The sequence below is a fragment of the Bacillus cereus group sp. Bce041 genome (assembly GCF_052646455.1).
This window is the reverse complement of the sequence record NZ_JBQXON010000011.1, coordinates 56,853-80,075: the sequence shown is the minus strand read 5'-3', so window position 1 is coordinate 80,075 and position 23,223 is coordinate 56,853. Positions and strand designations below refer to the sequence as shown.

Here is a 23,223-nt window from a genome sequence, read left to right as displayed (position 1 = left end):
AGGCGGGATAGATTATATGAACAAAACGGTATTGCTTGTTGAAGATGAAAGAAGATTACGTGAAATTGTTAGTGATTATTTTCGTAATGAAGGCTTTGAAGTAATCGAAGCAGAAGATGGAAAAAAAGCGTTAGAGTTATTTGCAGAGCATGAAATTGATTTAATTATGTTAGATATTATGTTACCGGAAATAGATGGATGGTCTGTTTGTAGAAGAATTAGAAAAGAATCAGCAGTACCAATTATTATGTTGACAGCGCGTTCGGATGAGGATGATACATTGCTAGGTTTCGAATTAGGTGCAGACGAGTATGTAACGAAACCATTTAGCCCGAAAGTATTAGTAGCTCGTGCAAAGACGTTATTGAAACGTGCGGATGGTGCGGTAGGAGTAGCGGAAGAAAATGCTATGTCTTTAGCTGGAATAGAAGTGAATCGTCTATCTAGAACTGTTTTAGTAGATGGAGAAGAAATTATATTGACACATAAAGAATTTGAACTTCTTGTGTATTTAATGGAGAACAAAGGAATTGTGTTATCACGTCAACATTTATTAGACCAGTTATGGGGATATGACTATTACGGTGATGACCGAACGGTTGATACCCATATTAAAAAACTTCGAAATAAGCTAGGAGATAAAGCGAAGCATATCGGTACTGTTATTCGAGTTGGTTATAAATTTGAAGAATAATCTAGAACGATTTGTGTAATTTAGCCTAGGGAAATGGTAATTTTATACTCTCTTTTGAAGGTAAAATGTACAAAAAATACTTTTTTTGTCTACAATGTTAGATAAGTGTATTTTTTTAATTGGATTTCACGATGAGTTCACAAGAAGGACACAAAACGTGACTATACTGAAAATACGAATTCACCAGAGAGGGGAAATAAAACATGGGATATTACGACGGACCAAATTTAAATGAAGAGCATAGTGAAACGAGAGAAGTGAGAAAATCAGGTAGTAAAAAAGGCTATTTCTTCACAGGTTTAGTGGGAGCTGTAGTCGGAGCGGTTTCGATTAGTTTTGCAGCACCATATATGCCATGGGCTCAAAATAATGGAGCGCCAGTATCATCATTTAGTTCGGATTCAAAAGTAGAAGGTACTGTAGTTCCTGTTGTAAATAAAGCGAAAAATGAAACTGATTTACCTGGTATGATTGAAGGGGCGAAAGATGTTGTTGTAGGTGTTATTAATATGCAACAAAGTGTTGATCCATTTGCAATGCAACCGACAGGTCAAGAACAACAAGCCGGTTCAGGATCAGGTGTTATTTATAAAAAAGCAGGAAATAAAGCATATATTGTAACAAACAACCACGTAGTAGATGGAGCAAATAAACTTGCTGTGAAGCTGAGCGACGGAAAGCAAGTTGATGCGAAATTAGTTGGTAAGGACCCTTGGTTAGACTTAGCGGTTGTTGAAATTGATGGATCTAATGTAAATAAAGTTGCCACTTTAGGTGATTCAAGTAAACTTCGTGCGGGTGAAAAAGCCATTGCAATCGGTAATCCACTTGGATTTGATGGAAGTGTAACGGAAGGTATAATCAGTAGTAAAGAACGCGAAATTCCGGTTGATATTGATGGGGATAAACGACCAGATTGGCAAGCACAAGTTATTCAAACGGATGCAGCGATTAATCCAGGTAATAGTGGTGGTGCATTATTTAACCAAAATGGTGAAATAATTGGGATTAATTCAAGTAAAATTGCACAACAAGAAGTTGAAGGAATTGGATTTGCTATTCCAATTAACATCGCAAAACCAGTTATTGAATCTCTTGAAAAAGATGGAGTAGTAAAACGTCCAGCTCTTGGAGTAGGTGTTGTTTCACTAGAAGATGTGCAAGCTTATGCAGTCAATCAATTGAAAGTACCGAAAGAAGTAACAAACGGCGTTGTATTAGGTAAAATTTACCCAATATCACCAGCTGAAAAAGCTGGTTTAGAGCAATATGATATTGTAGTAGCATTAGATAATCAAAAAGTAGAGAATGCTCTTCAATTCCGTAAATATTTATATGAAAAGAAAAAAGTAGGCGAGAAAGTAGAAGTTACATTCTACCGTAACGGTCAAAAAATGACGAAATCGGCTACTTTAGCAGATAATTCAGCTACAAAGAATCAATAATCGAAATAAAAGAAAGTCTCTTTCATATTGAAAGAGACTTTCTTTATCGGCTATACTAAAGGAATAGGAGGGATTAATTATGACAATTGAAAACCCAACTCGTACGGAAATTGGTGAAGTGTTAAAGAAAAGCAAAACAATTGCGGTTGTTGGATTATCAGATAAGCCAGAACGTACATCGTATATGGTTTCAAAAGCAATGCAAGATGCTGGATACCGCATTATTCCAGTTAATCCAACAGTAGATGAGGTGCTCGGAGAAAAGGCAGTTTCTTCACTAAAGGATATTAAGGAACACGTTGACATTGTAAATGTATTTCGTCGCTCAGAGTTTTTAATGGATGTTGCAAAAGAATTTGTAGAGATTGATGCAGATGTTTTTTGGGCACAATTAGGAGTACAAGATGAGGATACATATAAACTTTTAAAAGAAAAAGACTATACTGTAATAATGGATCGTTGTATTAAAGTAGAACATGCGATGACAAAATAGTATAGATTTAAAGGTAGAAAGATTGATTCAGCCCTCATTATAGATAAGTAGGGCCGATGAACGAGGTGTTCATCATGAGATTTTTTAAAGGCTGTTTTTGGGGATTGTTATTTGTAATCCCATTTTGGATCTTGATCATTTGGATCATAATAAAGGTTTGGAATGTGTAATCTTGGAATACATATCCATTTCTCGTTGACAAACGATTATTTTTCTGAAATAGTAGCCTAGAGGAATCCTTGTGAGAAAACAAGGATTTTTCTATTGAAAATGGTATATAAAAGAGATAAGATAACTTGCCAAAACGATAGTCGAGGCGTTATTCTATAATAGAAACATATGTTCTGATTTTGGATTAGGAAAGGGGCAAGGAGTTTGGCGAAGCATCAGTTCCAATATAATGAAGATGCGATTCAAGTGTTAGAAGGACTTGAAGCCGTTCGAAAACGCCCGGGTATGTATATCGGGAGCACGGACAGCCGTGGATTGCATCATTTAGTATATGAAATAGTAGATAACTCCGTTGACGAAGCGTTAGCGGGATTTGGCGACGAAATTTCAGTCGTAATACATAAAGATAATAGTATTAGCGTTATAGATAAAGGGCGAGGAATGCCTACGGGAATGCATAAACTTGGGAAACCTACACCTGAAGTTATTTTAACTGTACTTCATGCCGGTGGTAAGTTTGGTCAAGGTGGTTACAAAACGAGTGGTGGTTTACACGGTGTTGGGGCATCGGTTGTAAACGCCTTATCAGAATGGTTAGTCGTAACGATTAAGCGTGACGGAAATATTTACGAACAACGCTTTGAAAATGGCGGTGTTCCTGTAACGACGCTTGAGAAAATCGGGAAGACGAAAGAGTCTGGTACTACGATGTATTTCAAACCAGATACAACGATTTTCAGCACAACAAATTATAATTATGAAACATTATGTGAGAGATTACGTGAATCTGCATTCTTATTAAAAGGAATGAAAATCTCGATAAAAGATGAACGAAATGATTTAGAGGATGTATTTCATTATGAAACGGGAATTGAAGCTTTTGTTTCCTATTTAAACGAAGAAAAAGATTCCATTCATCCAGTTGTATATTTCACTGGTGAACAAAATGGAATTGAAGCAGAACTAGCATTTCAATTTAACGATGGCTACTCAGAAAACATTTTATCGTTTGTAAATAACGTACGTACAAAAGATGGTGGAACACACGAAGCTGGATTTAAAACAGCGATGACGCGTGTGTTTAACGAGTATGCTCGTAAAGTAGCACTATTAAAAGAAAAAGATAAAAACTTAGAAGGCACAGATATTCGTGAAGGTGTAGCGGCTATCGTTTCGGTACGTGTACCAGAAGAAGTGCTTCAGTTTGAAGGGCAAACGAAGGGGAAACTAGGTACAAGTGAAGCGCGTTCTTCAATTGATGCCATTGTATCTGAGCATTTAGCATACTTTTTAGAAGAAAATCCTGATGTAGCTACACTTCTTGTGAGAAAAGCAATTAAAGCAGCACAAGCACGTGAAGCAGCCCGTAAAGCAAGAGAAGAAGCGCGTAGTGGTAAGAAGAAGAAAAAATCAGAAGGTACGTTAAGCGGGAAATTAACACCTGCACAATCACGTAACCCGCAAAAAAATGAACTATACCTAGTAGAGGGTGACTCTGCCGGTGGTTCTGCAAAACAAGGACGAGACCGACGTTTCCAGGCCGTATTACCGTTACGTGGTAAAGTAATTAATACAGAAAAAGCAAAGCTTGCTGATATCTTTAAGAATGAAGAGATTAATACAATCATTTATGCGATTGGCGGCGGTGTAGGAAATGAATTTGATGTTGAAGATATTAACTACGATAAAGTTGTAATTATGACCGATGCCGATACGGATGGGGCTCATATTCAAGTATTGTTATTAACGTTCTTCTACAGATATATGAAGCCACTTATCGAAGCTGGTAAAGTATTTATCGCACTTCCTCCTTTATACAAAGTAAGTAAAGGAAAAGGTAAGAGTGAGGTAATTGAATACGCTTGGTCAGATGAGGAATTAGACGGTGTAACTAAAAAAGTTGGAAAAGGCTATATGTTACAACGTTATAAAGGACTTGGTGAAATGAATGCGGATCAATTATGGGAAACAACAATGAATCCTGAAACGCGTACATTAATTCGCGTGAAAATTGATGATGCAGCTAGGGCAGAGCGCCGCGTTACAACGTTAATGGGCGATAAAGTAGAACCGCGCCGTAAATGGATTGAACGTAATGTACAGTTTGGTATGCAAGAAGAAGGAAATATTTTAGAAAATGAAATGATTATGGAGACGGAGGTGGAATAACATGCAAGCAGAGAAGTTTCATGACCTCCCGCTTGAAGACGTGTTAGGTGATCGCTTTGCACGTTATAGTAAATATATTATTCAAGATCGTGCACTTCCAGATGCGCGTGACGGCTTAAAGCCAGTACAAAGACGTATTTTATATTCTATGTATGTAGAAGGTAATGTACATGATAAAGCGTTCCGTAAGTCAGCTAAAACAGTCGGTAACGTTATTGGTAATTATCATCCACATGGTGATTCCTCTGTATATGAGGCGATGGTACGTTTAAGCCAAACTTGGAAAGTACGTAATGTTTTAGTTGAAATGCATGGTAATAACGGTAGTGTTGACGGGGATCCAGCAGCAGCAATGCGTTATACGGAAGCTCGTTTATCACCAATTGCATCTGAGTTATTACGTGATCTTGATAAAGAAACAGTAGAATTCGTATCAAACTTTGATGATACGAGTGAAGAACCAGTTGTATTACCAGCAGCGTTCCCGAATTTATTAGTGAACGGATCTACAGGGATTTCCGCTGGTTATGCAACAGAAATTCCTCCGCATCATCTTGGAGAAGTTATTGATGCTACAATGATGCGTATTGATAAGCCAAATAGTACTGTTGATGATTTATTAACAGTTATGAAAGGACCAGATTTCCCAACAGGCGGTATTATTCAGGGGATTGATGGTATTAAAAAGGCGTATGAAACAGGTAAAGGTAAAATTATTATTCGCGGAAAAGCAGAAGTTGAAACAGTGCGTGGTGGGAAACAACAAATTGTAATCACTGAAATTCCTTACGAAGTGAATAAGGCAAACCTTGTAAAGAAAATGGATGAATTACGTCTAGATAAAAAGTTAGATGGTATTGCTGAAGTGCGTGATGAGACAGATCGTACTGGTTTACGAATTGTTGTTGAATTAAAGAAAGAAGCAAACGCCGAAGGTATTTTAAATTATTTATATAAAAATACAGATTTGCAAATTCCATATAACTTTAATATGGTAGCGATCAATAATCGTCGTCCAACACTTATGACATTACCGAAAATTTTAGATGCTTATATTGGACATCAAAAAGAGGTTATTACGAGACGTTCGCAATATGAATTAAGAAAAGCAGAAAATCGTCAACATATTGTAGAAGGTTTAAAGAAAGCATTATCGATTTTAGACCAAGTAATTGAGACAATTCGAGCTTCAAAAGATAAACGTAACGCGAAAGATAATTTAAGTGCAAAATTTGGCTTTACAGAAGCACAGGCAGAAGCAATTGTTTCCTTGCAATTATATCGCTTAACGAATACAGACATTACGGCGTTACAAGAAGAAGCAGATGAGCTTAATAAGAAAATTATTGAGCTACAGGCAATTTTACAAAGTGAAAAAAGATTGCTTCAAGTAATTAAAACTGATTTAAAGAGAGTTAAGAAAACGTATAGTGATGATCGACGCGCTATTATTGAAGATCAAATCGAGGAAATTAAAATCGATGTAGAAGTGATGATCCCACAAGAAGATGTCATCGTTACTGTAACGAAAGAAGGATATGTGAAACGTACTGGATGGCGCTCACATAATGCCTCAAACGGCAAAGACTTCGGTATGAAAGAGGGTGACATCTTACTTGAACGATTCGATACGAATACGACAGAGACAGTCCTCTTATTTACGAATAAAGGAAACTATATATATCTGCCAGTATACGAAATGCCAGATATTCGTTGGAAAGATTTAGGTCAGCACGTTGCTAATATCGTTTCACTCGACCGGGATGAAACAATCATTTGGGCAACGGTTGTACCGAACTTTGAGGAAGAAAAACGATTTATCGTATTTGTAACAAGAAATGGTATGATAAAGAAAACAGAATTAAATCAATATAAAGTTCAGCGTTATTCAAGAGCATTCGTTGCTGTAAACTTGAAAAAAGATGATGAAGTTGTCGATATATTTGCGACAGATGGAACGAGTGATATCGTTCTTGCTACACACGGTGCATATGCACTTATTTTCCATGAAGAGGAAGTAAGTCCAGTCGGTGTAAGAGCTGCTGGAGTGAAAGCAATTAATTTAAAAGAAGATGACTATGTCGCTTCTGGTAAACCGTTAAATGGTGACAAAGATCAACTTATTCTCGTAACACAGCGCGGTGCTGTAAAACGCCTAAAAGCATCAGAAATTGAGAAATCAACGAGGGCGAAGCGAGGTCTTGTTATTTTCAAAGAATTAAAACGTAATCCGTACCGCATTGTCGGTATTGAAATCGTTCGGGACGATGAATTAGTTTACATGAAGACAGAGAAAAACATTGTAGAAGAAATTGATCCGAAAGCGTATCGAAATAAAGACCGGTATAGTAATGGTAGCCTTGTGCTAGATGTTAATGATACTGGTGAAGTAGTAGAAACGTGGACGAAGAAAAGACCAGAATAAAGAGGGCATCTTGCTATGAATAGTAGCAAGATGCTTTTTTCTAGGCAATTTATTATGTAAATAATAATAATCTTGTTATAATAACTGAATGAAATCGTTCTCATAAAGTTCAACTAATCGGGCTTTAACAAGCAGTTGATTCCTCACCTAATTCCTTAGCTTTCACTGAATTTTGGGTTAGGAATCTTACTGCTCGTTAAAGCGGCACAAATGGAGGGGCAACATGAAAAAAATAGGTGTAGGGATTGTAGGATTTGGTTTTTCTAGTACGACATTTCATATCCCACTATTACAAACAATAGAAGAATATGATATTCGTGCTGTATTATCCTCAAAAGAAGAGGTAGTAAAAGACACATTACCAAACGCTAATGTTGTTAGTACAATTGATGAATTGGTGAAGCGAGCTGATGTTGACTTAGTTGTTATTACATCACCTAATACAACTCATTTTCCATATGTAAAAGAAGCAATTTTAAAAGGTAAGCATGTTGTTGTAGAAAAACCATTTGTTGTCTCAATTAAAGAAGGGGAAGAGCTTATTTCATTAGCAGAGCAGCATAATGTAATGTTAAGCGTATATCATAATCGTCGTTTTGATAATGATTTCTTAACAATTAAGAAATTGTTAGGAGAAAACAGAGTAGGGAATGTATACGCATATGAATCGAATTTTGATCGTTTCCGTCCACATGTACGTGATCGATGGAGAGAAAAAAATCTACCAGGCTCCGGTATATTATACGATTTAGGATCGCATTTAATTGACCAAGCGTTATCAATATTCGGGAAACCAGATGCGATAAGTGCAGATGTAATAAAACAACGACCAGGTGCAGAGGTGGATGATTATTTCCACATAGTACTTCATTACGGAGTTAAACGTGTCATTTTACGTAGTAGTAGTTATGTGAAAAAAGCTGGACCACATTTTATAGTGCATGGAGAGAAAGGTTCTATCGTGAAGTACGGTATGGATTCGCAGGAAGAGCAATTAAAAAATGGAATGAAGCCAGGTGATAACGGTTATGGAGTAGACGATGAAGAGAATTTTGCTACTTTAGAAACAGAAGAAAGCTTAGAGCGTATTCCAACAGAAGTCGGTTGTTATGACAATTATTATAAAGGTGTACGAGATAGTATATTAAATGGTGAGGAACTACCTGTAACAGCAAAAGAAGGTTTAGATGTTATTAAAATGATTCAATTAGCGATTGAAAGTAGTGAAAAGGGTAGAGTCATTTCTATAAAATAAAAAGACACGAAATTCGTGTCTTTTTTATTAGGAATATGTGAATATGATTAATTAATTAGTTTAGTCGTTTATCATACATTAATTGGATTTGTATGCCATAAGGATCTTCAATAATACCATATGCTTCACTAAATATATTTTTTTCTAGCGGAGAGATTATTTTCACATGCTTATCGGAAATTAAATTATTATAAAACCGTTGTATTTCTTCTAAATTAGCGCTTTGAATGCAAAGTGACATGTTATTTCCAACGTTATAACGTTCATTATGCTTCATTGTATCTTCTGCTATCATTAGCTTTGTATTCCCAATTTGTAAAACAGAGTGAGCAATATGATCTTTATTTTCACTTGTAATTTTAAAAGAACTATCTCTTTTCGCCAGTTCTTCATACGTAACAATCATTAATTTTTTGGCTTCTAAATTACGTGTATAAAAGTTAATCGCCTCCTTTGCTTGCCCGTTCATTGAAAGAAAAATAGCTATCTCTAATGTCATAAATATATAACTCCTTTATTAGTTGATAATTATAATATAGATTAAAAAGGTTTCAATACATGATACCTTTTTGGGAGGGAAATATGAAAAAAACTGAACGAATAAATGACATGCTTATTTTCTTAAATAATAAAAGATATTTTAATTTAAAAGATTTAATGGCTAGATATGATATTTCTAAAAGTACTGCGTTGCGAGATATTCAATCATTGGAAGAAATAGGTGTACCCATATATTCTGAATTAGGTAGAAATGGAAGTTATAAAATTATAGAAAATAGTGTGTTATCGCCAATTTATTTTAGTGTGGATGAAATGTATGCGTTATACTTTTCAATTCTTACGCTAAATGGATACAAGACAAAACCATTTAATGTAGAAAGTATTGCGCTTGAAAATAAATTTAAACATGTATTACCTGATAATGTGAGTAAAAATATTTCAATTATGGAACGAACGCTTTCCTTTGAAGTAACAAATCATAGTAATTTTAGTCCGTTCTTAAAAGAAATTTTACAGGGAATTTTTGCTGAGCAAGTTTATCATTTAACATATTTAAAAAAAGGTGAGGAGAAAGCATTGGTTGCCCAATTTATTCGAATAGAATCTAAATTTGGCCAGTGGTATGCTAAAATCTTTAATTTTGAGACAAATCATGTTCAAATAATTAGATGTGATAAAATTCTTTCTATTGTGGAAACAAGCAATGTTCATCCAAAAAATCTTGAAGAATTATTAAGTTATCTTACTACCTTTCACAGAAAGTCTGATGCAATTGATTTTAGCGTCATTGTTAATCAAAAAGGAAAAGACATTTTTGATAAAGAGAATTACCCTTCCATGAGGTTGCAAAAGGAAAATGAAAATTACATTATAACAGGCTATTTTAACAAGAAAGAATCTGATTTTATTTCAAATTATTTTCTGAATTTCGGTGAAACGATTATTTCAATTCAGCCTGTTATGCTAAAAGAGTTAATCTATAATAAGGTGTTATCTATAAAGCAGCATTTAACTTCTTTAAGATAAAGTTAGTTTTAGCTATTTATTTGATATGAAAAAGCCCTTGAGATTTAAATATCCAAAGGGCTTTTTGGTGATTGTATTTGTTTTTTAGAAACAATTATTTTTCTGGGACGGATAGTCCATAAAAGAACATCGTAACGATATCTTTTATATGTTTTTCCCGATCTCCTTCAAGAAGTTGTGCTCCAAATTCATCACCTAATTTTGTAAACATTTGAATGTAAAGTAACATCATTTCTTTAGTAAGGTGTGGATTAATTTCGTTTTTGCGCTGAGCTTGTTCTAATATTTCTAAATACCAGGGTAGGATTTTTTCATTTTGATAACTATAAATAAACTTACGGAGTTCTTCGTCCCTCTGCATCATTTGTAGTAACATATCAGGTTGAAATAATCCGCCAGTATTCATTTTTCTTACAATCATTTTTTGCATCATATCATGAAAAGGTAATTTTTCTTCTGCAAGCTCTTTATAATATTGAAATTCAGATATGATAAATTCTTGTATAAGCTCCCTAAATAACGCATCTTTACTTCCGAAATGATTATAAATTGTAACTTGAGAAACGTTTGCTTCTTTTGCGATATGTTCTATTTTCACTTCATTAAATCCACGTTCTGAAAATAATACGAATGCTGCTTCTTTAATGGCACGCTTTTTCTTTTCTTTTACTCTTTCAAAGCCGTTCAATGCAATCACCTCACTTAAAATATACAAGAAAAAATAATGGAAAACAATAATTTTGAAATATGGACTAATAAATATTTCAAAAAGTTGTTGCGAATATGGAAGATGAGGAGTACAATAATTTTGAAATATCAAACATTAAATATTTCAAAAAATGAGGTGGAATTATGATTTCAGTTCAAGATGTCACAAAACAGTTTTCGAATGGAAAAGGTTTGTTTCATATTACATTTGATGTAAAAGAGGGAGAAGTATTTGGTTATTTAGGACCGAATGGTGCCGGAAAATCAACGACGATTCGTAATTTAATGGGATTTATAAAACCGACAGCTGGTAAAGCGACAATTTTTGGATTAGATTGTTGGAATGAAGCAGCGAAAATTCAAAGGGAAGTTGGTTACTTGCCAGGTGAAATTTCTTTTATTGAAGGAATGAATGGATTAGAGTTTTTAAAATTAATGCAGGGAATGCGTGGATTAAAGGATACGAAAAGACGAGATGAACTGATAGAGCGTCTGCAATTTGATGTGAAAACACCGATTCGCAAAATGTCTAAAGGAATGAAGCAAAAAGTAGGGATAGTCGCTGCATTTATGCACGATCCAGAGGTGTTAATTTTAGATGAACCAACATCTGGACTTGATCCACTTATGCAACAAGTGTTTATAGATTTAATATTAGAGGAAAAGCAAAGAGGAAAAACAATCCTAATGTCATCACATATTTTTACTGAAATTGAGAGAACTTGTGACAGAGTAGCTATTATTAAAGATGGTCGACTCGTAACGGTTGAAAATATTCACGATTTACAAAGTATGAGAAGACAGGTGATAGATGTAACAGTATCATCACAAGAAGAGATTGAGTCCCTTACAAAGTGTAATTTGCAATTTGAAGCGGTAAAAGGTAGAGAGGCATCTATCATTGTACAAGGAAACTATCAAACTGTTTTACAAACACTTTCAAACTATAATGTAACGGCACTTCAAACGAGAGCGATGGATTTAGAACATTTATTTATGCATTATTACGATAAGAAAGAAGGGGTAACGCATGAATAAGCAATTATTTTTAGCTAGTTTGAAAGAAACACAAAAAAGTATTTTGAGTTATGCGTCTGGTGCAGCTTTATATCTGTGGTTATTAATTTGGATATTCCCGTCAATGGTATCAGCGAAAGGGCTAAATGAATTAATAGCTGCCATGCCTGATAGTGTGAAAAAAATCGTTGGTATGGAAAGTCCGATTCAAAACGTAATGGATTTTCTAGCGGGCGAATACTATAGTCTATTGTTTATTATCATTTTAACAATTTTTTGCGTAACAGTTGCGACACATTTAATTGCTCGTCATGTAGATAAAGGAGCAATGGCATACTTGCTAGCAACACCTGTATCTAGAGTGCAAATTGCGATTACACAAGCTGCTGTTCTCATATTGGGACTTCTAATTATTGTATCTGTTACGTATGTAGCTGGGTTAGTAGGTGCAGAATGGTTTTTACAAGATAACAACTTAAATAAAGAATTATTTTTGAAGATAAATGTAGTCGGAGGGCTCATATTTTTAGTCATTAGTGCGTATTCATTTTTCTTTTCTTGTATATGTAATGACGAAAGAAAAGCACTAAGTTATTCAGCGAGTTTAACTATTTTATTTTTCGTATTGGATATGGTAGGGAAGTTAAGTGATAAGTTAGAATGGATGAAAAACCTATCATTATTCACGCTGTTTCGTCCGAAAGAAATTGCTGAAGGATCATATAATATATGGCCGGTAAGTATAGGTTTAACTACTGTAGCGCTTTGTATTTTTATCGTAGCGATTGTATTATTTAGGAAGAGGGATTTACCGTTATAGAGTAGAAAGTCCACTGAGAAAGTGGGCTTTTTTTATTTGTAAATTTAAACTAGTATGTTTATCGCATAACACTTATAAAGGATATTTATCTTTTTAATTAAGAAAATATTCAAAAAAATGAACCTTTTTCTAGGTTCATACGTCTAATACATGTAAAGTTAAATTGGAAGTGATGAAGTGAGGATGAAACAGGAGGAGCAATTGTGAAAGTAATCCCTTTATATAAAATGATTGTAAAAGAAGAAACGGATGTTTCTTTAGCGAAAAAAGGTGATCATGAAGCCTTTATAGCGCTTATACATACAGAAAAAGCGCAGATGTATCGAATAGCAAAGGCGATGTTACGTGATGAGACAAATATAGAGGATGCGATACAGACAACAATTTTAAAAGCCTATGAAAATATAAAAAAATTAAAAAAAGAAGAATTTTTTCAAACTTGGTTAATTCGAATACTAATAAATGAGTGTAACAATATTATTAGAGCGTATAAAAATGTAATTGTGACAGAAGAGAATGATTACATTATGAGTGCGTGTGATCAGTATGAAGATATAGATTTGTGTAATGCGATTCAATCGTTACATGAAGAATTAAGAGCTGTTACGGTGCTTTATTACTATGAAGACATGCATCAAGAGAGTATAGCAAAGCTGTTAGAAATACCGAAAGGAACAGTGAAATCAAGATTATCACGTGCGAGGGAACAACTACAAAAACGATTAAAGATGGAATAGGGGGTGTAAAGGATGGATAATGAAAAATTATTTGATGAGAAATTAAAAAAGAGAATAAAAGATGAAAATGTTATAGTACCTCCAGAGTTAAATGAAAAGATTAATAGCACGCTACATAATCTTAAGGTAAAAAAGAAGAGTTACAAAATTCATATGATGATAATTAGTGCAGTGGTTTGTATACTTTCAGTGGTATCTATGTCTGAGTTTTCTATACAAAGTTTTGCGCAAAATGGTGGAGTATTTGAATATGTAAAGAAAAAAGCGTTTTCTGATTATGAAAATGAAGAAGAAATAAAATCGAATGTACATTATCCAGATAAAGAAAAGATTCATCAAAAAATGCTAGATTCTATTGATTATTTTAAAAATATTTCAGGACAATTTGAGGAATATTCTAGCTCATCAAGAATTGCTACAACATATAAGTATGCGATTGATACGGAGAAACAAAGAGGTATCTCTTCGAAAGAAGATAAACTAGCCAAAAAACGAACAATTATATATAACGAGGGGAAGAAAAAAGAATTTGATGATGAGAAGTATACTTATAAAGAGAAAAAATGGAACCCGAAAGAAAGAAACAATGAACTATTAAAATTAAATCCTACGGAAAGGTTAGTGAGAAAATCAGATGAGAAAAAGAGATATGATGATGAATATGTAGGGCTAGCTAAATATAGTATTCAATCAGAATTCGCAGATTTATTAATTCGATATAAAGATTGGAATTATAAAGAAACGAAATATCTTGGATTAGATTGTTACAAAATTGAAGGAGTTATAAACATAGAGATGCCTGTTAGCACCTCTGAAGATTTAAGAGGGAAATTCGAAATGGTTGTGGAGAAAAATACAGGGATTATGTTGAAATTTCTTAGTTTTCAAGAAGGCTTGATTCAATATTCAGTTACGACTGAATGGATACAAATAGATAAGGGATTGAAAGAAAGTATGTTTCAAAAGGATAGTGCTAAATATGAAAAAATGAAAAACATATTGGATGAATAGAAACAGGAGGAGAGTAAATGGGTAATCATTCATCTTTAAGAGAAGAGAAAAATAAGCAAAAATATAAAAAGAAAACGATAATAAGTTTACTACTGGCGGTATTACTATTTTGTGGAATTGGCTATGGAGCCTATGTATATATGAAAACTTCTAGTCTTGTACAAAAATCTAATTTGAATTTAGCACGAGGTGAAAAATCCAATTTACGTGAGAAATCTGTAAAGCCAATTGCAAATCATGTTTCACTTTTAATTATGGGAATTGATGAAAATCAAGAACGACAAAAGGAATATAATGGTGCATTTCATACAGATGCATTATTGTTAGCGACTTTTAATAAAGACGATAAAACAGTGAAATTAACGAGCATACCGCGTGATACATATACATATGTTCCAGTTGAAAAGAAAAAAGATAAAATAACCCATGCATATGGAAGTGGTTTCGTTAAAAATGGTAAAGATGGAGGACCGCAAGCTTCTGTGGAAGCAGTAGAAAAATTGTTACAGGTGCCTGTTGATTATTTTGTGAAATTTAATTTTGGTTCCTTTACTAAAATTGTTGATGGGTTAGATGGTATTGAAGTGGATGTCCCAGTTGAATTTACGGAGCAAAATAGTAAAGATGAACCTGATGCGATTCATTTGAAAAAAGGATTACAAAAATTAAATGGGGAAGAAGCACTTGCACTAGCAAGAACGCGCCATATTGATAGTGATGCAATGAGAGGACAGCGCCAACAACTTGTTATTGAAGCGATTTTAAGTAAATTAAAAAGTGTAGGATCGATTACGAAGCTAGAAAAAATAGTTGAGGCGGTTGATGGTGATTTTAAAACAAATTTAGTAATGGATGATATTTTATCTTTTTATAAATACGGTTTAAACGGTTCAGTTGAAAAAATACAATTAGCTGGTGATGATTTATACTTACCTAATGGCCCAAACGGGCAACGTGTATATTATTATAATCCTAATAAAAAAGATCTACAGAGTTTGAGTAATACTCTTAGAACACATCTAGGATTAAGTGAAAAACAGATTGAGGAGAATTAAAGCAGATGTAATGTCTGCTTTTTTATTATGTTAAATAGTATGTCTTTTATTCATAAATATTATATACTATTTTCAAGTTTAAGATAATAGTGTAACATAAATTTATAGTTTAAGTTAAATAACAGGGGGGCTATTACATAGAATATATCATTAGCAATTATTGAAATAGTATGGGAGAAATGAAAATACAGGGGAGTATCAAAAATGAGAATTGTAAAGAATTTAACATTCCAAGTTATTGTGGCTATTATTTGTGGTATTGCAGTAGGGGCAATTTGGCCGAGTGTTGGACAACAAATGAAGCCAATTGGTGAAACATTCATCAATATGATTAAAATGGTTATTGCACCGATTATCTTTTTAACAATTGTGCTCGGTATTGCAAGTATGGGAAGTATGAAAAAGGTAGGCCGCGTTGGTGGGAAGGCACTATTATATTTTGAAATTGTTACAACAGCGGCTTTAATTATTGGTATCATCGTAGCGAATGTTGTACGTCCAGGAGATGGATTAGATCCCTCAAAACTAAAAGGCGGAGATGTTTCACAATATGTACAAAGTGGGCAAGAAATGAAATGGATGGATTTCTTTTTACATATCGTGCCGTCTAACATGTTTGAAGCATTTGCCAAAGGTGATATTTTACAAGTTCTGTTCTTCTCCATTTTATTCGGAGCAGGGTTAACGATGTTAGGAAAAAATGGACAACCGGTTATTGACTTTTTTGAAAGATTATCGAAAGTATTTTTTAACATTTTATCAATTGTAATGAAATTAGCACCAGTTGGAGCATTCGGTGGGATGGCATTTACAATTGGGAAGTATGGTTTAAGCACGCTCATACCACTTGGTAAATTAATGATTTGTGTATATGTGACAATGGCATTATTTGTTTTTATTGTTTTAAATTTTATTTGTAAATTGTATAAATTTAGTTTGTGGAAATATTTAGCGTATATTAAAGAAGAATTACTTATTGTTCTCGGGACATCATCTTCAGAATCAGTACTGCCGCGGATGATGACAAAGATGGAAGACTTCGGGTGTTCGAAGCCGGTAGTAGGTTTAGTCATTCCAACAGGTTACTCTTTTAACTTAGATGGAACAACGATTTATTTATCAATGGCAACTATATTTTTAGCGCAAGTTTTTCACGTCGATCTTTCACTAGGTCAACAATTAACTATAATAGCTATTTTGTTAGTTACATCTAAAGGAGCAGCAGCAGTAACCGGCGGGGGATTCATTGTACTAGCATCTACTCTATCTGCAATGAATGTTATCCCATTAGAAGGTTTAGCGTTATTACTTGGTGTAGATCGTTTCATGTCAGAAGCACGTGCTATCGTTAATTTAATTGGTAACGGTATTGCAACTGTAGTTGTTGCGAAAAGTGAAAATGAATTTGATGATGAGAAGTATACGAGAGTAGTAGAGGAAATGAAAAGAGAAAAAATGGTCGGGTAAAAAGTCAGCTTTGCTGACTTTTTTATTTTTGTAGAAAAGATGTTTTTAGATATATGCATTATTTATTAGCAATAATTAACAAGTATTCAAGTGGTAAATGAGATGAAAGTGATTAAAACAACGAATGTGTATGAATGCGAAATAAGGTTTGAACAAAATATGGAATTTTTATGAATATTACTGTAAAAAAATAATTTTTTAAAAATTTTCAATAATAATACTTTACAAAAATTAAAAAATTAGTAGAATAAGAATTAGTAAGAATCGTCTGATAAATATATAGAGAAAAACAGAATTATCAGAAAATTCTTTAATAGCTATCGTTAAGAATTAGGGAGGGTACAAAATGAAAAAGAAACAAATGAAAAAACTAACAGCAGTTGTAGCACCGGTTTTAGCAATGAGCATGGCGTTAACAGCATGTTCTACATCAGGTGGAGATAAGAAGACAAGCACAAACTCAAGTGGAGATAGCAAGTCAGAGGGAAAATTAGCGGCAAAACAAGTGTTGAATCGAACAGTAAACCAAGAGATTCCAACGATGGATTCTTCTAAATCAACAGATACAGTATCTTCACAAATGCTAGGGAATACGATGGAAGGATTATATCGTCTTGATAAAGATAATAAGCCTATTCCAGCTGCAGCAGAATCTAGCACGAAAAGTGAAGATGGTAAAAAATATACATTTAAACTACGTAAAGATGCAAAATGGTCAAATGGAGATCCAGTAACGGCGAAAGATTTCGTATATGCTTGGCAACGTCTATTAGATCCAAAAACAGCTGCTGAGTATGCATTTATCGCATTCCCAATTAAAAATGCAGAAGTGGTTAATAAAGGTGAAAAACCTGTAGCTGAATTAGGAGTGAAAGCGGTAGATGATCTTACGCTTGAAGTTGAATTAGAGCAAGCGGTACCGTACTTCTTAAACTTAGTAGCATTCCCATCGTACTACCCATTAAATGAAAAATTCGTAAAAGAAAAAGGGGAGAAGTTCGGTATAGAGTCTGATACAACAGTTTATAATGGACCGTTCGTTCTTAAAGATTGGAAGCATGAACAAGGATGGCAATTAAAGAAAAATGATCAATATTGGGATAAAAAGACTGTAAAACTTGAAGAAGTTAACTTCAGTGTTGTTAAAGAACCAGCAACTCTTATCAATTTATATGATAGCGGTCAAGTTGACTTTGCTTTATTAACTGGAGAGTTCGTAGATAAATATAGAAGCAAGAAAGATGAATTTGGCACATATTCACAAGTGAGTACGTATTTCATTCGTATGAACCAAAAACGTGATGGACAAGACACGCCATTAAAGAGCAAAAAATTACGTGAAGCAATTGCGCTATCAATTGATAAAAAGAATTTAGCAAATGTAATTTTAAATGATGGATCAAAAGAAGCTGACTTCTTAGTACCAAAAGGATTAGCAACTGGACCGGACGGTAAAGATTTCCAAGAAACATTTAAAAACGGTTTGAAACCAAATCCTAAAAAAGCTGCTGCAGCTTGGGAAGAAGCGAAAAAAGAACTTGGAAAAGATCAAGTTACGATTGAATTCTTAAACTACGATACTGGTAATGCGAAAAAAGTTGGCGAATATATTAAAGATCAGATTGAGAAAAACTTAAAAGGTGTAACAGTTAATATTAAACTTCAACCATTTAAGCAAAAACTAAAATTAGAGACTGAACAACAATATGATATTTCGTATGGCGGATGGAATCCGGATTATGCAGATCCAATGACGTTCTTAGATATGTTTGAGACTGGACATTCTCATAACCAAATGAGCTTCTCTGACCCTAAATATGACGGCATGGTGAAAAAAGCTGGAACGGAATTAATGAGCGATGCGAAAAAACGTTGGGAAGAGTTAGGGAAAGCTGAAAAAACATTACTTGAAGAAGATGTAGCGATTGTACCTTTATATCAACGTGGAGATTCTTATGTTTTACAACCAAATGTAAAGGGAGTAGTAAAACATAATATCAGTCCAGAATTTAGCTTTAAATGGGCATATATAACTGAAAAATAATAGAGTTAAAAAAGCATTTCAAAGTAGCTTGGCTACTTTGAAATGCTTTTTTTGTGAGCTTAAAATACTAATTTTTAGTATGGTTAAATAGAGGAGAATAAGGTGTATAGTATGTACATATAGTAGATGGGGGATAAATCCTACTAAAATAAAAAAGTCAGAATATTTAAAATTAAACTATTTACAAATGCGAAAAAAAGAGTAGAATAACATTAGTTGTAAATTTCAGAAAAATGAATCTTTAGTAAGGGGTCTCTCAAGGGTTGGTAATGTACATATAATTAGGGAGGGTACAAAAATGAAGAGAAAAAAGATGAAAAAGTTAACAGCAGTTGTAGTACCAGTTTTAGCGATGAGTGTTGCATTGACAGCATGTTCTGGGTCAGGTGGGGAAAAGAAAACGACTACTACATCAAATAGTGGGGAAGAAAAAAAATCTGATATTAAATATGCAGCGAAACAAGTATTAAATCGTACGGAAAACCAAGAAATTCCGACGATGGATACTTCTAAATCTACTGATACATTAGGTGCGCAAATTTTAGGGAACACGATGGAAGGCCTATATCGCCTTGATAAAGATAATAAGCCAATTCCTGCTGCGGCAGAGTCTAGTACGAAAAGTGAAGATGGTAAAAAGTATACGTTTAAACTGCGAAAAGATGCAAAATGGTCAAATGGTGATCCTGTAACAGCGAAAGATTTCGTTTTCGCATGGCAGCGCTTACTTGATAAGAATACTGCGGCAGAATATGCATTTATTGCTTACTATATTAAAAATGCGGAAGCGATTAATAAAGGAGAAAAACCTGTAACTGAATTAGGAGCGAAGGCGGTAGATGATTACACGCTGGAAGTAGAATTAGAAAAACCGGTACCGTATTTCTTAAATTTATTAGCATTCCCATCATACTATCCATTAAATGAAAAATTCGTAAAAGAAAAAGGTGATAAGTACGGTTTAGAAGCAGATACAACTGTGTATAACGGTCCATTCGTTATGTCTTCATGGAAACATGAACAAGGTTGGCAGCTGAAGAAAAATGATAAGTACTGGGATAAAAAGACTGTGAAATTGGAAGAAATTAACTATAGTGTAGTAAAAGAGGTTGCAACGAAAGTAAACTTATATGATACAGGATCAATTGATTTTACATTACTATCAGGAGAGTTTGTAGATAAATATAAATCGAACAAAGAAGAATATGGTGAGTATGCGGAATCAAGTACATTCTTCTTACGTTTAAATCAAAAACGTAACGGACAAGATACGCCTTTAAAGAGCAAAAAACTACGTGAAGCAATTGCATTATCAGTTGATAAAAAAGGATTGGCAAATGTAATTTTAAATAATGGATCAAAAGCAACAGATCAATTGGTTCCAAAAGGGCTTGCGACAGGGCCAGATGGTAAAGATTATCAAGATACATTTAAAAATGGTCTGAAATATAATCCGAAAAAAGGAGCAGCAGCGTGGGAAGAAGCGAAAAAAGAACTTGGAAAAGATCAAGTTACAATTGAATTGCTAAGCTATGATGATGGAACTGCGAAAAAGATTGCTGACTATGTAAAAGATCAAATTGAGAAAAATTTAAAAGGTGTAACGATTAATACAAAAATTCAGCCGTTCAAACAAAAATTAAAATTAGAAACTGCGCAAGATTATGAAATTTCTTATGCAGGTTGGAGTCCAGACTATGCGGATCCAATGACATTTATTGATATGTTTGAATCGAAGAGCCCGTACAACCAAATGAGTTATTCAAATCCAAAATACGATGAAATGGTAGGAAAAGCAGGTAATGAATTAATGAGTGATGCGAAAAAACGTTGGGAAACGTTAGGGAAAGCTGAAAAGTTATTCCTTGAAGAAGATGCAGGGTTAGTTCCTTTATATCAAACAGGAAGATCGTACGTAATGAAACCGAATGTAAAAGGAATTGTGAAACATAACATCAGTCCAGAATATAGCTTTAAGTGGGCGTATGTAACTGAGGATGGCGGAAAAAAATAAAGTGAAAGCATTTCAAAAGTGGCTGAGCTGCTTTTGAAATGCTTTTTAGTATGCATAAGGGAATAAATCTCGTTAGCCTATTGAGAATCGGGTAGGTAATTAGGAAGGTTCTATCGGAGGAAAATAGAGAGGTCAGTAAGTAGTAAGACAGATGAATGATAGTAAGAGACCTCATGCTAATAAGAAAAATATAGAACGTAGTAATAGATTGGAATAAGGGGAGGGATGTTTACATATAGTAGACGGGGGATAATTCATATAGTAGTTAAAACAACAAGTTACTATAATAAAAAAATAAATATTTAGAAAATTTACAAAAATACTTTACAAAATCTAAAAAAATAGTAGAATATTAATTAATAAGAATTTTCTGATAACGAAAGTTAGTAGAGAATTTCTAAATGTTAATATCGTACATATAATTGGGGAGGGTACAAAAAATGAAGAGAAAAAAGATGAAAAAATTGACAGCGGTCGTAGCACCAGTTTTAGTAATGAGTATGGCATTAACAGCTTGCTCTGGATCAGGAGATAAAGAGAAGGCAAGCACAACACCGAAAAGTGGTGAAAAAGAAGGTGGAAAATTAGCAGCTAAGCAAGTATTGAATTTAACAGAAGCCCAAGAAATTCCATCTATGGATTCTTCGAAAGCGACAGACCAAGTATCGTTTCTTGCTTTAAATAACGTAATGGAAGGTTTATATCGACTTGATAAAGATAATAAGGCAGCTCCAGGGGTTGCTGAATCATATAAAAAGAGTGATGATGGTAAAAAGTATACATTTACATTAAATAAAAATGCAAAATGGTCAAATGGAGACCCTGTAACAGCGAAGGATTTCGTGTTTGCTTGGAAACGTGCGGTAGATAAAAATACAGCAGCGGAATATGCATACATTATGTTTGATTTAAAGAACGCAAAAGCAATTAATGATGGGAAAGCACCACTTGATACGTTAGGTGTAAAAGCTGTAGATGACTACACATTAGAGGTAGAATTAGAAAATCCAGTTCCTTACTTTGTAGAATTAACTTCATTCGGAACATTCTATCCGTTAAATGAAAAATTCGTAAAAGAAAAAGGTGAAAAATTTGGTTTAGAAGCAGATACAACGTTATACAACGGACCATTTACATTAACAGACTGGAAACATGAAGAAGGATGGAAATTAAAGAAAAATGCACAATATTGGGATAATAAAACAGTTAAGTTAGATGAAATCAACTTTAACGTAGTAAAAGATAGCGGTACACGTGTAAACTTATATGAAAGTGGACAAATCGATCGTGCGGGACTTACATCTGAAATGGTTGACAAATATAAATCAAATCCAGACTTCTATACACAAAAAACACCATCAACGTTCTTCTTACGTTTAAACCAAAAACGTGGTGGGCAAGATACAGTATTAAAAAACAAAGATTTACGTTTAGCGATTGCAAAGGCATATGATAAAAAAGGCTTAACGAACGTTATTTTAAATGACGGATCTACACCGGCAGATTACTTAGTACCAAAAGAATTTGCGAAGAGTCCAGATGGAAAAGACTTCCGTAAAGATAACGGAGATATTTTAAAAACAGATGTGAAAAAAGCAAAAGAGCATTGGGAAAAAGCGAAAAAAGAACTTGGAAAAGAGCAAGTAACGATTGAGCTATTAAACTACGATAGCGATAATGCGAAAAAAGTAGGGGAGTTCTTAAAAGGAGAACTTGAGAAAAACTTACCAGGGTTAACAGTGAACTTGAAAAATCAACCGTTTAAACAAAAGTTAAAATTAGAATCAGATTTAGATTATGATTTATCTTACGCTGGTTGGGGCCCTGATTACTTAGATCCAATGACATTCATTGATATGTTCGTTACAAATGGTCCTCATAACCAAACTGGATATTCAAATCCAAAATATGATGAAATTGTAGAAAAAGGTAAAGGCGAGCTATTAACGAAAACGAAAGAACGTTGGGATAGCTTACTAAAAGCTGAGAAAATGTTACTTGATGATGCTGTAATTGCACCATTATATCAACGTGGTGATGCTATCGTTCAAAGACAGAAAGTAAAAGGTATTGTTCACCATCCAGTTGGTGGAGACTACAGCTATAAATGGGCATATATTACAGAGGATAAGTAAGATGAGGGGCGTACAATACGCCCTTTTTTCTATGCA

18 protein-coding genes are annotated in these 23,223 nt (G+C 33.9%); 16 read left to right on the top strand and 2 right to left on the bottom strand.

Translation table 11 applies throughout. The features are described 5' to 3' along the window. Positions 1-16 precede the first annotated feature (16 nt). From ACUN13_RS24985 to ACUN13_RS24960, 6 genes are all read left to right on the top strand, one after another. A complete protein-coding gene (locus tag ACUN13_RS24985) occupies positions 17-694 on the top strand; it encodes a response regulator transcription factor (RefSeq protein ID WP_001044679.1) in 678 nt (225 codons plus the stop codon). A 203-nt stretch (positions 695-897) separates the two neighbouring features. Further along, complete coding sequence (locus tag ACUN13_RS24980; protein ID WP_000542646.1) at positions 898-2,139, top strand: S1C family serine protease; 1,242 nt, start codon at positions 898-900, stop codon at positions 2,137-2,139. 79 nt (positions 2,140-2,218) lie between these two features. Further along, positions 2,219-2,632 (top strand): CoA-binding protein, encoded by a 414-nt coding sequence (locus tag ACUN13_RS24975; protein ID WP_000151390.1) that lies wholly within the window; start codon positions 2,219-2,221, stop codon positions 2,630-2,632. A gap of 375 nt (positions 2,633-3,007) precedes the next feature. Next, a complete protein-coding gene (parE, locus tag ACUN13_RS24970; protein WP_445424007.1) occupies positions 3,008-4,972 on the top strand; it encodes a DNA topoisomerase IV subunit B in 1,965 nt (654 codons plus the stop codon). Between the two features lies 1 nt (position 4,973). Beyond that, a complete protein-coding gene (parC, locus tag ACUN13_RS24965; protein WP_001147464.1) occupies positions 4,974-7,397 on the top strand; it encodes a DNA topoisomerase IV subunit A in 2,424 nt (807 codons plus the stop codon). A gap of 223 nt (positions 7,398-7,620) precedes the next feature. Beyond that, entirely contained in the window at positions 7,621-8,652 is a 1,032-nt protein-coding gene (locus ACUN13_RS24960; RefSeq protein WP_086692772.1) for an oxidoreductase, read from the top strand. 55 nt (positions 8,653-8,707) lie between these two features. Here ACUN13_RS24960 and ACUN13_RS24955 read toward each other — a convergent pair whose 3' ends face one another. Further along, on the bottom strand, positions 8,708-9,151 hold the full coding sequence (locus ACUN13_RS24955; protein ID WP_000171342.1) for a VOC family protein: 444 nt from the start codon (positions 9,149-9,151) through the stop codon (positions 8,708-8,710). Positions 9,152-9,210: 59 nt separating this feature from the next. On the opposite strand from ACUN13_RS24955, the gene ACUN13_RS24950 reads away from it, so the two are divergent. After that, positions 9,211-10,179, top strand: coding sequence for a helix-turn-helix transcriptional regulator (locus tag ACUN13_RS24950; RefSeq protein WP_445424006.1), 969 nt, complete (start codon positions 9,211-9,213; stop codon positions 10,177-10,179). Between the two features lie 94 nt (positions 10,180-10,273). Here ACUN13_RS24950 and ACUN13_RS24945 read toward each other — a convergent pair whose 3' ends face one another. Further along, the gene (locus tag ACUN13_RS24945) at positions 10,274-10,876 is read right to left on the bottom strand and encodes a TetR/AcrR family transcriptional regulator (protein WP_002041614.1); all 603 of its coding nucleotides are present in this window, start codon (positions 10,874-10,876) and stop codon (positions 10,274-10,276) included. Between the two features lie 155 nt (positions 10,877-11,031). Between ACUN13_RS24945 and ACUN13_RS24940 the strand changes: the two genes are divergently transcribed. The 9 genes from ACUN13_RS24940 (at position 11,032) to ACUN13_RS24900 (ending at position 23,187) form a co-directional block, all read left to right on the top strand. Continuing rightward, positions 11,032-11,925 (top strand): ABC transporter ATP-binding protein, encoded by an 894-nt coding sequence (locus ACUN13_RS24940; RefSeq protein WP_000626569.1) that lies wholly within the window; start codon positions 11,032-11,034, stop codon positions 11,923-11,925. Next, positions 11,918-12,724 (top strand): ABC transporter permease subunit, encoded by an 807-nt coding sequence (locus tag ACUN13_RS24935; RefSeq protein ID WP_001041427.1) that lies wholly within the window; start codon positions 11,918-11,920, stop codon positions 12,722-12,724. The genes ACUN13_RS24940 and ACUN13_RS24935 overlap by 8 nt, the downstream gene beginning before the upstream one ends. Positions 12,725-12,927: 203 nt before the next feature. Further along, on the top strand, positions 12,928-13,461 hold the full coding sequence (locus tag ACUN13_RS24930) for a sigma-70 family RNA polymerase sigma factor (RefSeq protein WP_409531817.1): 534 nt from the start codon (positions 12,928-12,930) through the stop codon (positions 13,459-13,461). Positions 13,462-13,473: 12 nt separating this feature from the next. Next, positions 13,474-14,472, top strand: a complete 999-nt coding sequence (locus ACUN13_RS24925; RefSeq protein ID WP_000368253.1) for a hypothetical protein — start codon at positions 13,474-13,476, stop codon at positions 14,470-14,472. A 17-nt stretch (positions 14,473-14,489) separates the two neighbouring features. Next, positions 14,490-15,527 (top strand): LCP family protein, encoded by a 1,038-nt coding sequence (locus tag ACUN13_RS24920; RefSeq protein WP_409531818.1) that lies wholly within the window; start codon positions 14,490-14,492, stop codon positions 15,525-15,527. A gap of 204 nt (positions 15,528-15,731) precedes the next feature. Then, positions 15,732-16,994, top strand: coding sequence for a dicarboxylate/amino acid:cation symporter (locus tag ACUN13_RS24915; protein ID WP_001223630.1), 1,263 nt, complete (start codon positions 15,732-15,734; stop codon positions 16,992-16,994). A 346-nt stretch (positions 16,995-17,340) separates the two neighbouring features. Continuing rightward, complete coding sequence (locus tag ACUN13_RS24910) at positions 17,341-19,038, top strand: peptide ABC transporter substrate-binding protein (RefSeq protein ID WP_445424005.1); 1,698 nt, start codon at positions 17,341-17,343, stop codon at positions 19,036-19,038. 298 nt (positions 19,039-19,336) lie between these two features. Beyond that, on the top strand, positions 19,337-21,052 hold the full coding sequence (locus ACUN13_RS24905) for a peptide ABC transporter substrate-binding protein (RefSeq protein ID WP_000823467.1): 1,716 nt from the start codon (positions 19,337-19,339) through the stop codon (positions 21,050-21,052). A 440-nt stretch (positions 21,053-21,492) separates the two neighbouring features. Continuing rightward, complete coding sequence (locus ACUN13_RS24900) at positions 21,493-23,187, top strand: peptide ABC transporter substrate-binding protein (RefSeq protein ID WP_000823438.1); 1,695 nt, start codon at positions 21,493-21,495, stop codon at positions 23,185-23,187. Positions 23,188-23,223 lie beyond the last annotated feature (36 nt).